At 53.4% G+C, this 15,039-nt stretch carries 14 protein-coding genes and 1 tRNA gene; 9 read left to right on the plus strand and 6 right to left on the minus strand.

Features of this window, described 5'->3' with window-relative positions; genetic code table 11:
• Positions 1-61: 61 nt before the first annotated feature.
• Positions 62-148, minus strand: a tRNA-Leu gene (locus ACFO3I_RS00210).
• Positions 149-580: 432 nt separating this feature from the next.
• Between ACFO3I_RS00210 and leuA the strand changes: the two genes are divergently transcribed.
• From leuA to ACFO3I_RS00235, 5 genes are all read left to right on the plus strand, one after another.
• On the plus strand, positions 581-2,161 hold the full coding sequence (gene leuA / locus ACFO3I_RS00215; RefSeq protein WP_377330732.1) for a 2-isopropylmalate synthase: 1,581 nt from the start codon (positions 581-583) through the stop codon (positions 2,159-2,161).
• Positions 2,162-2,163: 2 nt separating this feature from the next.
• The gene (gene leuB / locus ACFO3I_RS00220; protein WP_377330734.1) at positions 2,164-3,225 is read left to right on the plus strand and encodes a 3-isopropylmalate dehydrogenase; all 1,062 of its coding nucleotides are present in this window, start codon (positions 2,164-2,166) and stop codon (positions 3,223-3,225) included.
• A 13-nt stretch (positions 3,226-3,238) separates the two neighbouring features.
• The gene (gene leuC / locus ACFO3I_RS00225; protein ID WP_377330736.1) at positions 3,239-4,639 is read left to right on the plus strand and encodes a 3-isopropylmalate dehydratase large subunit; all 1,401 of its coding nucleotides are present in this window, start codon (positions 3,239-3,241) and stop codon (positions 4,637-4,639) included.
• A 1-nt stretch (position 4,640) separates the two neighbouring features.
• A complete protein-coding gene (gene leuD / locus ACFO3I_RS00230; protein WP_377330739.1) occupies positions 4,641-5,243 on the plus strand; it encodes a 3-isopropylmalate dehydratase small subunit in 603 nt (200 codons plus the stop codon).
• Positions 5,244-5,421: 178 nt separating this feature from the next.
• Entirely contained in the window at positions 5,422-5,790 is a 369-nt protein-coding gene (locus tag ACFO3I_RS00235; RefSeq protein WP_377330741.1) for a DUF3718 domain-containing protein, read from the plus strand.
• A 28-nt stretch (positions 5,791-5,818) separates the two neighbouring features.
• Here the strand turns inward: ACFO3I_RS00235 and ACFO3I_RS00240 are convergent, their stop codons facing one another.
• From ACFO3I_RS00240 to ACFO3I_RS00250, 3 genes are all read right to left on the minus strand, one after another.
• Positions 5,819-6,859: a PepSY-associated TM helix domain-containing protein gene (locus ACFO3I_RS00240; protein ID WP_377330743.1), complete on the minus strand. Its 1,041-nt coding sequence runs from the start codon at positions 6,857-6,859 to the stop codon at positions 5,819-5,821.
• 9 nt (positions 6,860-6,868) lie between these two features.
• On the minus strand, positions 6,869-8,941 hold the full coding sequence (locus ACFO3I_RS00245; protein ID WP_377330744.1) for a TonB-dependent receptor: 2,073 nt from the start codon (positions 8,939-8,941) through the stop codon (positions 6,869-6,871).
• An 82-nt stretch (positions 8,942-9,023) separates the two neighbouring features.
• Entirely contained in the window at positions 9,024-9,989 is a 966-nt protein-coding gene (locus ACFO3I_RS00250; protein WP_377330746.1) for a hypothetical protein, read from the minus strand.
• A 107-nt stretch (positions 9,990-10,096) separates the two neighbouring features.
• Between ACFO3I_RS00250 and ACFO3I_RS00255 the strand changes: the two genes are divergently transcribed.
• The 4 genes from ACFO3I_RS00255 (at position 10,097) to ACFO3I_RS00270 (ending at position 13,352) form a co-directional block, all read left to right on the plus strand.
• On the plus strand, positions 10,097-10,720 hold the full coding sequence (locus ACFO3I_RS00255) for a trimeric intracellular cation channel family protein (protein ID WP_377330749.1): 624 nt from the start codon (positions 10,097-10,099) through the stop codon (positions 10,718-10,720).
• Between the two features lie 90 nt (positions 10,721-10,810).
• A complete protein-coding gene (locus ACFO3I_RS00260; RefSeq protein WP_377330751.1) occupies positions 10,811-11,263 on the plus strand; it encodes a MarR family winged helix-turn-helix transcriptional regulator in 453 nt (150 codons plus the stop codon).
• Positions 11,260-12,330: an HlyD family secretion protein gene (locus ACFO3I_RS00265; RefSeq protein ID WP_377330753.1), complete on the plus strand. Its 1,071-nt coding sequence runs from the start codon at positions 11,260-11,262 to the stop codon at positions 12,328-12,330. The genes ACFO3I_RS00260 and ACFO3I_RS00265 overlap by 4 nt, the downstream gene beginning before the upstream one ends.
• A gap of 29 nt (positions 12,331-12,359) precedes the next feature.
• The gene (locus ACFO3I_RS00270; RefSeq protein ID WP_377330755.1) at positions 12,360-13,352 is read left to right on the plus strand and encodes a DUF2955 domain-containing protein; all 993 of its coding nucleotides are present in this window, start codon (positions 12,360-12,362) and stop codon (positions 13,350-13,352) included.
• Between the two features lie 49 nt (positions 13,353-13,401).
• On the opposite strand, the gene ACFO3I_RS00275 is transcribed toward ACFO3I_RS00270, so the two are convergent.
• Positions 13,402-14,157: a TerC family protein gene (locus ACFO3I_RS00275; RefSeq protein ID WP_377330756.1), complete on the minus strand. Its 756-nt coding sequence runs from the start codon at positions 14,155-14,157 to the stop codon at positions 13,402-13,404.
• Between the two features lie 43 nt (positions 14,158-14,200).
• Complete coding sequence (locus ACFO3I_RS00280; RefSeq protein ID WP_377330758.1) at positions 14,201-14,995, minus strand: substrate-binding periplasmic protein; 795 nt, start codon at positions 14,993-14,995, stop codon at positions 14,201-14,203.
• Between the last annotated feature and the right edge of the window lie 44 nt (positions 14,996-15,039).

A 15,039-nucleotide genomic window follows, 5' to 3' on the forward strand; every position in this document is an offset into this window, starting at 1 on the left:
CGCTTAAAGAAAATACAGAAGAAGTAAACAGAAACGAGCGGAAGAGAAAACTGAGTGGTCATGGTGCCCGGGGCCGGACTTGAACCGGCACGAGGTTTCCCTCGAGGGATTTTAAATCCCTTGTGTCTACCGATTTCACCACCCGGGCGACGGCGCGTATTCTATGCGCAGAAACTCAGTTCGTCATGCATTTTTCATCAAAAGCGGCAAAAAAATAAATAACCGCTGATAAATCCAGCAAAAACAACCCCATTTTTCTACACAGTTACTGGATTTATATCTGCTGCGGTGAAATAACAGCCAAAAAACTTAGAGGTTTAGCCATCTATACTGTTGCAATCAACATTTTGCCGTGCTACTAATAAAAGCCATAACGAATACGGCGAATAACAGTCGATGAATTTTGTAACTCAGAACACCACACTGCTCAGCCTCCTCGTGCTCCTCAACGGACCACGGGGTCTTGTGCATTGGTAAATCTGTAGTTACCACACACTTCAACCCCGTGCCCAAGGCCGGGGTTTTTTGTATCTAAACCAAGGCCACCGCACAGGAATTCACATGCTAAGAGGATTATTTTATGAGTGGCCGCGACAAAATCTGGATCTTCGATACCACCTTACGTGATGGTGAACAGGCACTGCGTGCCAGCTTAAGTCATAAACAAAAAATCCAACTGGCTCATGCCATTGCCCGCTTAAATGTGGACGTGATGGAAGTGGGGTTCCCGGTCTCTTCGCCAGGTGACTTCCAGTCAGTGCAGAGCATTGCCCGCGAAGTCAAAGGCCCGATAATTTGTGGCCTGGCCCGTGCGGTTGCCGCCGACATCGATGCCTGTGGTGAAGCGCTGGCACCGGCCGAACGTAAACGTATTCACACCTTTATCGCCACCTCCCCTTTGCATTTACAGTACAAATTACGCCGCTCGCTGGACCAGGCCATTGAGCAAGCCGTTGCGTCCATTAAGCAGGCTCGTCGCTATACCGACGATGTAGAGTTTTCCTGTGAAGACGCTGGCCGCACTCCAATAGATGATTTATGCCGCGCCGTGGAGGCGGCCATTAAAGCCGGTGCCCGCACCATCAATATTCCGGATACGGTCGGCTACACCATTCCAACCGAATTCGGCCGTATCATTACCGAACTGAAAAACAAAGTGCCGAATATCGACCAGGCCATTTTAAGTGTGCACTGCCATAACGATTTGGGCTTAGCCGTGGCCAACAGCATTAACGCCATTCAGGCCGGTGCCCGCCAGATTGAATGTACCGTCAACGGCATTGGCGAACGCGCTGGTAACTGCTCGCTGGAAGAGGTGGCGATGATTATCAAAACCCGTGGCGATGTGTTGCCGTTTTACACCGACATCAAAAGCACTGAGATTTACCGCTCCAGTCACCTGGTTAGCCAGATTTGCCATATGCCAATCCAGCCGAACAAAGCCATTGTCGGTGAAAACGCTTTTGCCCACAGCTCAGGTATTCACCAGGATGGCGTGTTAAAGGCGCAAAATACCTACGAAATTATGTCGCCGGAACAGGTGGGTATTCGTCAGAACGAGCTGAACCTGACGTCACGTTCAGGCCGCGCGGTCATCCAGCACCGTTTAAGCGAAATGGGTTACACCCAGGACGACTACAACCTGGATCAGATTTATCAGGCCTTCCTGGCCTTGGCCGACCAGAAAGGCCGGGTCTTTGATTACGACTTGGAAGCCCTGGTATTTTTCCAGAACCTGCAAGACACCAACGAACCTTACAAGCTGGAGTTTTTAAGCTCCTCGACTCACACAGGCCATGTCGCCAGTGCAACTGTCGGTATCAGTGTGGATGGCGAGGTTAAGACCGAAGCCGCTACCGGCAATGGCCCGGTTGAAGCGGCCTTTCAGGCCATTCAGCGCATGGTGGGTACTGAAGTACGGATGGTCGACTTTAACCTGCAGGCTAAAGGCAGCGGCGAAGACGCGTTGGGCCAGGTTGATATTATTGCCGAGCATCAGGGCCGCCGTTACCACGGTGCCGGTCTGGCGACCGACATCGTGCGCGCTTCCGTACTGGCCTACGTGCATGTGCTGAATTTAATCGAACGCAGTAAGCAGGTGGACGCCGCCAAACAAGCGCGCCGCAGCCCGGAATTCCAGACAGAACAGACAGAGAAATAACAATGAAACAGTATAAAATTGCCGTGTTAGCCGGTGACGGCATTGGCCCTGAAGTGATGGCTCAGGCGTTAAAAGTGCTGGACGTCGTCTCCGGCAAGTTCGGCTTTTCAATCACCGCCACCCAAGCGCTGATCGGCGGCGCCGCCATTGACGCCACCGGCACTGCGCTGCCGGATGACACCCTGGCGCTGTGCAAACAAAGCGACGCTATTTTGTTTGGCTCAGTCGGTGGCCCGAAATGGACTGCCAGCTTACCCCCAGCGCAGCACCCTGAACGGGCTTCTTTATTGCCGCTGCGTAAGGCCTTTGATTTGTTCTGTAACCTGCGCCCAGGCCAGATTTACCCGGCCTTTGCGGAGTTATCCCCCTTGCACCCGCGCATCAGCAGCCAGGGCATGGATATTTTGTGTGTGCGTGAGCTGACCGGCGGCATTTACTTTGGTGACAAAGGCCGCAGCGACATCGACGCTTACGACACCCAGCGCTACAGCGTGGCGGAAATTGAACGCATCGCCCGGGTTGCTTTTGACGCCGCCACCAAACGCCGCCATAAAGTGACCTCCATTGATAAAGCCAATGTGCTGTCAACCAGCGTGTTGTGGCGCGAAGTGGTGGAGCGTGTCGCGAAAGACTACCCGCAGGTTGAACTGGAACATATGTACATCGACAATGCCGCCATGCAACTGATCCGTGCGCCTAAGGCCTTTGACGTGATGCTGTGTGACAACCTGTTTGGCGACATTTTGTCCGACGAGTTAGCCGCTATTGCCGGCTCTCTGGGCTTATTGCCATCCGCCAGCCTGAACGGTTCCAACTTTGGTCTGTACGAGCCGGCGGGCGGCTCTGCACCTGACATTGCCGGCAAAGGCATTGCCAACCCAATAGCCCAAATTTTAAGTGCAGCGCTGATGCTGCGTTACAGCTTTGGTGAAGAAGAGGCCGCCCGTGCTATTGAGGCTGCAGTTGCCAAAACCTTAAGTGATGGCGTGGTCACCCGCGACATTAACCCGAATTCAACTTACGGCACTGCGGATGTAGGCGCAGCCGTGATTGCTGCTATCTGACGAGGAACCAAAAATGGGTCAGACTCTGTACCAGAAAATTTATCAAAGCCATGTGGTCGCAGCCGTCAACGGCAGCACCGACTTATTGTTTGTCGACCGGCATTTAATCCACGAAGTGACCAGCCCACAAGCCTTCGCCGGCTTACGTCAGGCTGGCCGTGCCGTGCGCCGCCCGGATTTAACTTTTGCCACTATGGACCACAACACCTCCACTCAGGTGCGCAGCTACGATGCTGCGGGTGAAACCTCACGTAAACAGCTGGAAGCCTTAGCCGCCAACTGTGAGGCCAATGGCATTACCCTGCTGGATTTATACCACCCGGATCAGGGCATAGTGCATGTGATTGGGCCTGAGCTGGGCCTGACTCAGCCAGGCATGATTATTGTTTGTGGCGACTCTCACACCTCCACCCACGGCGCTTTTGGCGCTTTGGCTTTCGGTATCGGCACCTCCGAAGTCGAGCATGTGCTGGCCACCCAAACCCTGCCACAACAAAGTGCTAAAACCCTGAAAGTGGAAGTGACAGGCCAGTTATCGCCTTTAGTCACTGCCAAAGATGTGATCATGGCGGTGATTGGTGTGTTAGGTACTGCCGGTGGTAATGGCTATGTGGCGGAATTCTGCGGTGAAGCCATTCGCGGCATGAGCATGGAAAGCCGGATGACGCTGTGCAATATGAGCATTGAAATGGGCGCTAAAGCTGGCCTGGTCGCGCCGGATGCCACCACTTTTGCTTATATGCAGGGCCGCCCTTATGCCCCGAAAGCAGAACACTGGGATGGCGCCGTGCGCTATTGGCAAAGCCTGTACTCAGACGCGGACGCGGTGTTTGATAAAACAGTCACTATTGCGGCTGACAGCATCAAACCTCAGGTGACCTGGGGCACCAGCCCGGAGCAGGTAATTGCGGTGGACCAGCCAGTACCAGCACCTGAGTCCTTCAGCGATTTAATCAAAGCCGACGCCGCCCGTCGCGCCCTGAATTACATGGGCATAGAACCAGGTCAGAAACTGACCGACCTGGCGGTGGACGTGGTCTTTATCGGCTCTTGCACCAACAGCCGTATTGAAGACTTACGTCAGGCCGCTGCGGTGGTGCAAGGCAAACAGGTCGCCACTGGTGTGCGTGCTTTGATAGTGCCGGGTTCTGGCTCAGTGAAACGTCAGGCCGAAGCCGAAGGTTTAGCCGATGTATTTAAAGCCGCAGGTTTTGAGTGGCGCGAACCTGGCTGCTCTATGTGCCTGGGTATGAATGATGACCGTGTAGGTGCAGGTGAACGCTGCGCCTCCACCTCCAACCGTAACTTTGAAGGCCGTCAGGGCCGTGGTGCCCGCACTCACTTAGTCAGCCCGGCGATGGCCGCTGCTGCTGCTATTGCTGGCCGTTTTGTTGATATCGCCCAAGGAGCCTGAGATGAGCCAGATTTTTGCAAAAGGCCTGGTCTGCCCGCTGGATAAAAATAACGTGGATACCGACCAGATTATTCCAAAGCAGTTTTTAACTTCGGTCAGCCGCGATGGTTTTGCCGAAGCACTGTTTTTTGACTGGCGTTATCTGGACAATGGCGCACCAAACCCTGATTTTGTGCTGAACGCACCTCAGTACCAGGGCGCCTCAGTCCTTTTAACCCGCGCCAACTTTGGTTGTGGGTCCAGCCGTGAACACGCGCCTTGGGCTATTCAGCAATACGGCTTTAATGTGGTCATTGCGGAAGGTTTTGCCGATATTTTCTTTAATAACAGTATTAACAACGGCATGTTGCTGATCAGCTTAAGCCCGGCCAATATTGATTACCTGTTTACCCGCTGCCAACAAGGCCCGTTGGAGCTGTCGATTGACCTGGCAGGCCAGCAGATCCTGTTAGGCAACAACGCAGCTTTAGGTTTCCAGATTGATCCGGATATCAAACAGCGCTTGCTGTCTGGCCTGGACTTTATCGGTGCCAGCGAGCAGTTTAATCCGCAAATTGACCAGTACGAACAGAAGCGTCGCCAGCAACAACCCTGGTTAGGTTAAACCCTGATCACCGGAGCTGTGTATTCTGCTCAGCTCCGGCCTCTTTAGCCATCCAGACGTAAGTCACTGATTTTCCATCGAATCGTTTGCTTATTTCTTCAGCAGCACCATACTTGGCAAAGCTCAGCAGCCTGTCTATAGTTTCGTTATTATCACTTTAACCACTGAGGAAAGACCGATGAAGAAACTTGTTACCTGTGCGGCCTTATTAACGTTAACTGCAGTCGCAGCCCCTGCGATGGCCCAGGATCAATGGCTGGTGTCGTTATGCGAATACACCAAAGCCGATGATAAAAACCGGGTTCGTAAAGTGCTGTCAGACAACAAAATGAATGTGCGCAAAATTTACGACGCGGTGAAATGCAACGGTGACAGTCTGATCCAGTTTGCCATCCGCAGCGATGCTTATGAAACAGGTGCATTTTTTGTTAAACAGATGCCAGCCAAAGCACTGGAAGCTGAAGGTCTGGAAGCTTGGGCTGCCGCCAATGGCTTTGGCAGTTCAGCCTTGTTAAACGACATCAAGGCCCGTATCGGCCAGGACTAACAAGGCAATACGCACGTCAAAAGCGGGATCAATTCCCGCTTTTTTTATTGCGGCCCAAACGCCAGAGCAACCCGAGCCACCATAACAGCACTACCAACAGAGCTGCAGCCACCAGCAGCAGCTTGTACCAGAAGCCGCCCACCGCCGCGATATGCAGCGGATACACCAGTTGCATGGTCTGGGTCGCAGGTCCCAACTCCGTCGCTTTGGTCAGTTGCAACACAGTTGCAGTCTGTGGGTCCATCACCAGCTGAGTACGGCCATTTGGGTGCCATTCTTCAGGCAATTGCAGGCGGAATGACAGCGGCTGATTGGCCGACTTGCGAAAACTGGCCAACCGGATTTTTCCCTCGGGAACAGCCTGTTGTGCCGCCGGTAACCACAAAGACCAGGCGCTGTTTTGTAGCGGAAAATCGACGTGAAGCTGGGGAGCTTTGGCTGGCAGGCGTTCGTTCAATAGCCAGGCCAAACCGCTCGTGACTTCTTTGTTGTAGACCATCACAGTACCGGTCAACACAGTCCAGCCGACTAACGGCAAGGTGAACAACCCCAGCAGCCAATGCCAGTGTCGCGCCCGCCGGCCATCTTGCCGTGCTGCAGGTGGTCGCCACAGTCGCCAGTTCCAATGCCGTGGCCAGCTGATTTTTAACCCCAAAATGAACAGTGCAAAAGCCAGAAGTCCAGCCAGCCCAAGCAGCTGATGGTCCCAGTCTTTGACAAACAGATACATATGCAGCTGATAACTCCAGCCAATCCAGTCCTGATAAAGCGTGCGACTGAGCAGCAACTGGCCCGACGCCGAATAGTACTCCAGCGTGCCATCATGCCGCGATAACTCCAGCCAGGGTCGCTCAGGTGTTGGGATACGGGCAAAACCGTACTCTTGTTGCGGCAACTGATCCAGCACCTTGCCCCAGACGGCTAAATCGGACTGGTACGGCAGCTGCAATTGCGGGTATTGCCACTGCAGCAAGGGGTTTTTATACAGCAGGATAGCGCCGCTGACCGACACCAGCATCAACACCAAGCCAAACCAAAGTCCAAGTTGTCGATGCCAGTAACGGCCCATGTACACCTCTTAAAATGCGGTTTGCCAGCTCAGGGTGACAGTACGGCCCAGACCAGCGAAATAGGTGGCATTGGCCGGTGTAGTTTGTGAATAGTAGGTAATGTACTGCTTATCCAGCAGGTTTTCGATCCCCAGGCTCCAGCTGCCAAAACGGCCACTGTCATAACGGACTGATGCATCCACTGTGTGGTAGCCGTTAAAAGAACTGCCGTCATTGAATTGCATGTCCATCAACTGACTGAGTTGCAGCCGGCTGCTGATGTTCTGTGGCCACTGGGCCAGCCAGTACAGATTCAGCCGCTCAGGAGCAATATTGACGCCGCCCAGGTCGCGATCCACCCGACCATCGTTGTTACTGTCATACTGACCGTCGGTATTGGCGTAGGTCAGGCCCAGGGTGTGGTCGCTGTTCAGATACAACTCGGCTTCAAACTCGACACCGGAAATCTCGGTTTTTTCACGCATCACACTGTAGATACCGTCCGCATCGGCCTGCAGGCGTGAGCCTAAATCCGAGTCAGACTGAAAGTAACTTAATTGCCAACGGTACAGGTCATCGGCCATTTCAAAACCAAATTCGGCATTGTCGGACACCACAGGCTGCAGGTTCAGGAACTGCGACACCGACTGATTGGGTTTATTGATAGCGCGCAGCACCCGACCGACATCCGGCATCCCAAAACCCTGGTTGTAGCTGGCATAGACACGGGTCATCGCCGTCAGCTGATAGACCACACCAAAGTTATGCAGAAAATCGTTGAAGCTCGGCGAGCCGCCTTCGACAAAACTGCTGTTGCTGGATGCCAGCGTGGTGAAATCATCCACCTTTAACTTGCCATATTCATAACGGCCACCCGCGCTGAAGATCCAGTTTTTCAAGCCGTCATACCGCAGCTGAACAAAAGGCGCGTAGTTGCTGAAGGTCGCTTCCGGTACCCAATTACGGCCTGTCATCACCAATTGCTGATAAGTGGTGTCCTGCATCCAGTCCAGCCCGGTGCTGAGGTCCACATCAGTCCCCAGCAGGTCAGCTTTGAAATAGGTTGCGCGGCTGCCCAGTTTGCGAGACACGTTTTGGGACTGATCAAAAATGTTGCTGCCAAGCGCCGGGTCCTGGAAGGTTGCAGCACGACTGCCACCAAACATCGATTTAAAATCTTTGCCAAACAGCTGCAGACTCAGCGAGCCACCAGCAATATTTTGGTGCTGGTAGTCCAGTGACACAGTGGTCACTTTGTTTTCAGCCGCTTTGCCTTCGGTTTCGCCTTCTTTCGACGTCGCAGGAATACCCGCGGCGGCGTTGCCATTGACCAGCACGTAATTATTATTTCCCTGCAGGTCGAAGTGGTTGACCATCAGTTGCAGGCTTTGCTCTGTATCCAGCTGCCAGCGGGTTTTGACAAACAAATCCACGCTGTCGGAATCCATGGTGTCGCCTTGGGTGGTGTCGACGCCAACAGGATTGCCAGCGCCATCCAGATAAAGGCCGGTTTTGTTGTAAGCAATACCTGTCACCAGCGACATATTGTCAAACTGATCGGAATACAGGTAGCTGGCTTTATAACTTTGGGTGTCGGAGCCGCCCGCTGTCGGCGCCACACCGGTCAGTTTGACCTGATGCTGCAGCTCGGACGGTGACTTGGTGATGATATTAATAATACCGCCGCTGGCGCCCATGCCCTGAATGGCGTTAGCGCCACGAATGATTTCAATACGTTCAATCATGGCCGGGTCTATGGTGTTGCCGTCACGTGAGCCATTTCGTAATGGGGTTGATTGTGGCACCCCGTCAATCATGTACAGGGGTTCACGGCCACGCAGCGTTTCACCATTGGCAGTCATTTTCTGCCGGCTTGGCGAAAAAGACGGCATCAGGTTGCCCAAAATTTGCGATAAATCCGAGGTCGTTGCCAGCTGCTGTTTAATTTGTTCCTGATCAATCACTGTGATAGTTGCCGGCACTGTGCTGACAGGATAACTACTGCGGGTGGCTGAAATAGTAATAGTTTCAACAGGATCGACAGATTCTGCAGCCAACAAAGGCAAAGGCAGGCATAACAGGGCAAGTGGGGTCAGTTTCATCTCAGCGGCACCGCAATAAAAAATGGTTCGCCTTTATAAATGCGAACCATTCTTATGTCAACTTGCAGTGGGTCGAACCCGCTCAGTGCGTGCTGGCTTCCAGTACAAAGCCCGATTTTTCCAGCAACTGTTCTGTACTCTCAATACCTTGCATCGCACTGCCGTCTTGCATACTGGCAAAACTAACCGGCTCAGCAAATTCAAAACTCAGGCTTAGCTGGTCCGGCTGCTGAATAAACTGCTGCAGTGGCTGGCGGATAGCGTCCGGCAGTTCAGGGTTATCGTCCAGCTGTGCCAGCATCAGACTTTGCAATGTGGCAAAGTTGGCACTCAGACCGGCTTTGGCAAACTGCTCAGTCAGCTCCTGCCAGAATTGATGGTTATCTATCTGCAGCTTGCCTTTGATCAGGCTCGCCTGTCCCACTTTTTGCATCAGCTGCGGCAAATAATTGGCCTGCTCCGCCTGCTGCTGCTGTTGCTCCGGGCTAAGTTTTTGTAACTCTTCGGCGTACTGCCACAACGGCTGCATGCCGCCCAGGCTGAACTGGTAACTGAATTCCAACTTGTCCTGCACCAGCAGTTGCTGGGAGAAATTCAATTCGCCCAAATGAGCATCGTACTGATACTGGTAGTTCAGCCCCATTTTCAGTTGTTGCAGGTACGCGGCTAAGTCAGGGGCCAGCCCCTGCAGCACCGTATCTGCAATCTGAATACCTTCGAGCCTGGCCGAGCTTTGGCTCGGCATGCCTGATAATTTCAGCCCTTTTAAATCCACCAGCTCGATACTGGCTATAGCGCCAAGCCCTTCAATGCTCAGGCTCAGGCCATGCACTTTGTAGTGAGAAGTCAGCACATTGGCCGACAAATCCTGATACGCCAGCTGAAACGGCGGCATTTCGCCCAGCTCAGCCAGCTCCTTATACTGCTGATTCGCATCCTTAATCTGCGCCGCGACATAAAGCTCAGCCTGATGATTGGCGTACACCAAAGCCCCTGTCGCGGCCAGGATCAACACCACACTTCCACCTATCCAGAGTTTTTTTGTCATTCGTATATCCTTTCAAAACCTGCCCCATGCTACCACGCCAGCTTTTTGCTTGTCAGCCGCAAGGACCGGACGCTACCCTGTGCCTATCGCAGTCGGCAGGACTCAGTATGGAACTCTACTTTCACTGGTTTGATTTATTAGGCATTGCTGTTTTTGCCGCCACCGGCACCCTGGCCGCCTGGCGCAAACAAATGGATGGTTTTGGCGTGATTGTTCTGGCGACAGTCACCGCGATAGGAGGCGGCACGCTGCGTGACGTCATTCTGGACACCCCCGTGATTTGGCTCAGCGACAACAGCTATTTCGTGGCCATTTTCACTGCCGCGGTGCTGACCATTCTTTGGGTGCGTAAACGCCTGTTGATCCCCAACAATGCGCTGCAGATTGCCGATGCAGTCGGCCTGGCTTTTTTTGTGATTATGGGCACGCAAAAAGCGCTGGACCATGGGGCCTCTGGTTTTGTCGCCATTATGCTGGGCACCATGAGTGGCGTCTGTGGCGGCATGATCCGCGATGTGCTGTGCCGGGAAATTCCGTTGGTGTTTCGTGGTGAGCTGTACGCCATGACCTGCATCTTCGGTGGCCTGGTTTATGTGCAATTGCTGGAGTTTGAGGTGGCCAAAATGCCGGCTATGCTGGCTGGCATGATCGCCCTGCTCGCCTTACGGTTGGCGGCTATCCGCTGGCATCTGACCATCCCGGTGTTCGGCAAAAAAGGCGATCTGCGCTAAAGGCGGACACCTGAGCTGCATTCAGCACTTGAAATTAGTTAGGAAGCTAATTATAATTTAATTAGATTCCTAACTATTAAGTGACAAACAATGAGTTTTCAAAGCATAGGCCTGTTAATTCACTCCCTTTCACGGCAATGGCGCAGTTTGCTGGATCAGCAACTGGCTCCCTTAGGCTTCACCCAGTGTTCCGGGGTCGCATTGGTCTACATTGCAGAACACCAGGGGCTGAGCCAGACTGAACTGGCACGGCTCTTAGGCATAGAAACCCCGTCTTTAGTCCCGGTGCTGGACCAGCTGGAAAAACAAGGGCTGGTGAAACGCCAGCCGTCTGAATCGGACCGACGGCAAAAAGTGCTGACCTTATTGCCAGATGCGCTGCCACTGGTGGCTCAGATCAACGAACGCCGCCAGGCCTTGCAACAGCTGATGCTGGATGGCTTACCTGCCGACCAGCAACAACTCTTTCCGCTGATGGTGCAGCAACTGGTGCAGCAAAGTAGCCTGTTGCTGGAGCAGCAAAAATCAGGAACCCAGTCATGAGTGCAGAACAACTATTTAACCATTGGGTGCGCTGGACCCTGCTAAGCTTCGCCCTGCTGTTTGGCTACTACCTGCTGGCCGATTTAATGATGCCGCTGAGCACCGACAGCCTGATGCAACGTTATGTGGTGCAAGTGGCGCCTCAAGTGCAGGGCCGCGTCACCAAAGTGGCCGTCACCAACAATCAGCAGGTAAAAAAAGGCGATTTGTTATTTGAACTGGACGCCACCGATCAGCAACTGAAATTGGAGCTGGCCCAGCTACAACTGCAACAAATGCAGCAAAAAAGTCAGCAGTTGCTGGCGACTTTGGACAGTGTCAAAGCCCGTCAGCAGCAAGCGGCGGTGCAGCTGGAACAAACCCGGCTGGACGCCAACAGAGCCCGGCAATTACGTGAACAACAGTTGATCCCGCAACAACAGCTGGAACAAAGCCTGACCGCTTTGCAGCAGGCTGAAGCTGCCGCCCAGGCTGCCCAAGCCGCCACCGCCGAAGTGGTGGCAGAGCTTGGCGCTAAAGGTGTTGAGCTGGTCGCCATTCAGCAGGCCCGCACCCAACTGGCGCAGGCTGAGCTGGATTTATCCCGCACTAAAGTCTATGCCGATGTTGATGGGGTGGTCAGTGATCTGCAGCTGGAAGTCGGTACTAACCTCAATAGCCATCAGGCAGTGCTGGCGCTGGTGTCGTCGCAACAAAGCTGGGTCAGCGCGGCCTTCCGTGAAAAGAGCCTGCTGTATGTCAGCCAGGGAACCAAAGCACTGGTTGCCTTTGATGCCTTGCCTGGTCAGTTATTTGAAGCTCAAGTGAGCAGCATTGATGCCGGGGTTGCCACAGCACAAGGCAAACCAGACGGCCAGCTGGCCAGCGTGGAAAGCACCACCCGTTGGGTAAGAGACGCGCAGCGTCTGCGGGTCAACCTGACGCTGGCCGGGCAAGTGCCGGACAAACTGGTGGTCGGCTCCAGAGCTACAGTGCAGTTGCTGCCTTCTGAGCAAGACTGGGGCCTGCTCAACAGCCTGGCGCAGCTGCAAATTAAAGCCATCAGCCTGCTGCACTACATTTATTAATCTGCTGAACTGCAACCACAGAGGTCCGTATGCGCCCCGCTGCCGTCCATCCGTTTAATGCCGTACTGCGGCTGGCCATAGGCGCCAGCCTGAGTCTGCTGCTGGCGAAGCTGACAGACTCCGACAGCTGGGGCGTATTTTTTACCATAGGCCCAGTGCTGTTGCTGGGCCTGCTGCCCACATTAAACGCCTTTCTGCTGAAGCAATTTGTCGCCTCCACAGTGGTTTCCGGCAGCATTGTCTTTATCTACCAATGGCTGGGAGGTTACGGCCCGGTGCTCACCCTGCTGTTGTTTGGTTACTTTTTCTGGTTATTCCGCCTGATGGCTGGCGGCGTGTTTTTTGTGTTTGCCGCCACCGCGCTGATCAATAGCAGCATATTTCTGCATTTTGCCAGTTACCCAGGCCTGGATGCCGGTGCCATGCTGGAAAACAGCGTACTGGCGAATCTGGCTGCTATGCTGATTGCATTAAGCCTGACTTACCTGCTGCCAACCGCTCCTCCACCACCAAGGCCTGCGCCTCCGGTCGTGCCAACCTCGCATTTACTGGTATTGGCATTTCTGGTGACCTCCTCTTTTCTGGCCTTTCAGTGGCTCGACCTGAAAGACTCGCTGTCCGCTCAGGCCAGCACTGTTCTGATCCTGCTGCCGCTGCAGTTCAGTGCTATTGTCCAGGCGGGCTTGAAACGGGCTACTGGGGTGCTGCTGGGTTCGGCGTATGCAGTGCTCTGTCAGGTGCTGCTGTATAACCATTACCAGCAAATTGCACTGGTGTTACCGCTGTTTTTCCTTGGCATGTTGCTGTTTGCCCGCGCCCAGCAAAAAGAAGGGCCAGGCTCAGGTGTTGCCTTTGGCGGCATGACAACCATGGCAATTATTTTCGGTCAGTACCTGACTCCGTCACAAGATATGATGTACAGCGCCTTGTACCGCATCAGTTCGGTCACAGTAGCCGTCGGCATTATGTTAGCCATTGCCACCTGCGCTTTTCACGCCCTGGCCAAAGGCAACAAAAACTAAGCAAAAAAAACAGGCCCCGCAGGGCCTGTTGTATTCAGGGTCAGTGAGCTTAAGACGGGTCCGATTCCGACATCGCCTTGTGCAGTTTGACCGCTTTGCCTTTACGCATGCGGATATTGATCATCTCCACCGCCACTGAGAACGCCATGGCAAAGTAAATGTAGCCCTTAGGTACATGCACATCGAAGCCTTCTACCATCAGGGTAACACCTACCACGATCAGGAAAGACAAGGCGAGAATTTTCACCGACGGGTGATCATCAACAAAGTCACCAATAGGCTTAGCAGCAAACATCATCACAGCCACCGCAGCAATAATGGCAATCGCCATGATTTCAATATCGTTGACCAGACCCACAGCAGTGATCACAGAATCCAGCGAGAAGACAATATCCAGAATGGCGATTTGGATCAGTACCATAAACAGACTATTGGCAGCCACTTTCGGGCCAGAGGCTTCTTCTTCCACACCTTCCAGGCTGTGGTGAATTTCCTGGGTGGATTTGGCCAGTAAGAACAAACCACCCCCAATCAAAATAATGTCGCGGCCTGAGATTTCATTGCCCAGCATGCTGAATAGCGGCTCGGTCAGCCCCATCACCCAACTGATAGAAAACAGCAGCGCCAATCGCGCAATCATCGCCAGCGCCAGACCCAGACGACGGGCAAAAGCACGCTGCTGTTCAGGCAGCCGCCCGACCAGAATAGATAAGAAAATGATATTGTCGATACCCAGCACTATTTCCAGCGCTGCCAGGGTTCCCAAGGCGATCCACGCCTCCGGACTGGCGATCCATTCAAACATAACGATGTCCTGTAAGTTAAAAACTGAGGCTAGTGTAGCGGCTTTATTTACGGATTTCAGCAGCTCCAGGCGCTGCTGGCGGAATTACAGCCAACTGATGCTTAAATTCAATCAGGCCATATTTTTGTTTTAAACGCGCGATGACGTGCGACTGTTCGCGCAAAAAACGATTAAATCGTTTAAGTTGCTCCGGGTGTTTTTCGGTCGACAAATGAAAAGCCAGCTCACTAAACGGCAAGTGCAGCCCCGCCACCAGAGCCTCAGGCTGCTTCATACGCTGCAACTGGTAAGCGGCCACGTTGTACTCCACATTGGCGCCATCCACCCGCCCCCGTAGTGCCAGCTTTAGTGCAAACTCAGCATCTGGCACTTCCAGAATGCGGATCTTGTATTGACTTAACAAAGGCAACCATAAGGTTGGGGAGAAGCCGTGAATATTGGCCAACAGCTTGAACTGCTGCAGCTGCATATCCGCATTTTCCGGCCTGACCATGGTGCTGCCCAGAGTATAAATCACCGGGTCGCTGTACTTCTTAGTGGCAGCCCCTTCTGAAGCGAGATTCGGTTGCCAGGCCTGGTTGTCCGGATAAATAAAATCCGTCAGTGCGCCGGCCTCAGCGTACAAACGCTTCACCGGCAATGGCACAAAGATAAACTTGTCACCGCTCCACTGACTGTAGAGCTGGATCAAATCGTAGATATAGCCACGGGGCTGCGCTGACTTAAAATCGTAATGCGGGTAATAATCCAGTTGTTCGATCCCAATGCGGTATTCCTTTGCCACGGCAACCACGCAAACAAAAAGACAGAACACAGTCAGCACTAACTTACATCGCATCTGAGCTCTCACAACTACTGCACAGGATCTAAACATAGCGCAGA

It is taken from the genome of Rheinheimera marina, assembly GCF_042654345.1.
Classification (GTDB): Bacteria; Pseudomonadota; Gammaproteobacteria; order Enterobacterales; family Alteromonadaceae; genus Pararheinheimera; species Pararheinheimera marina.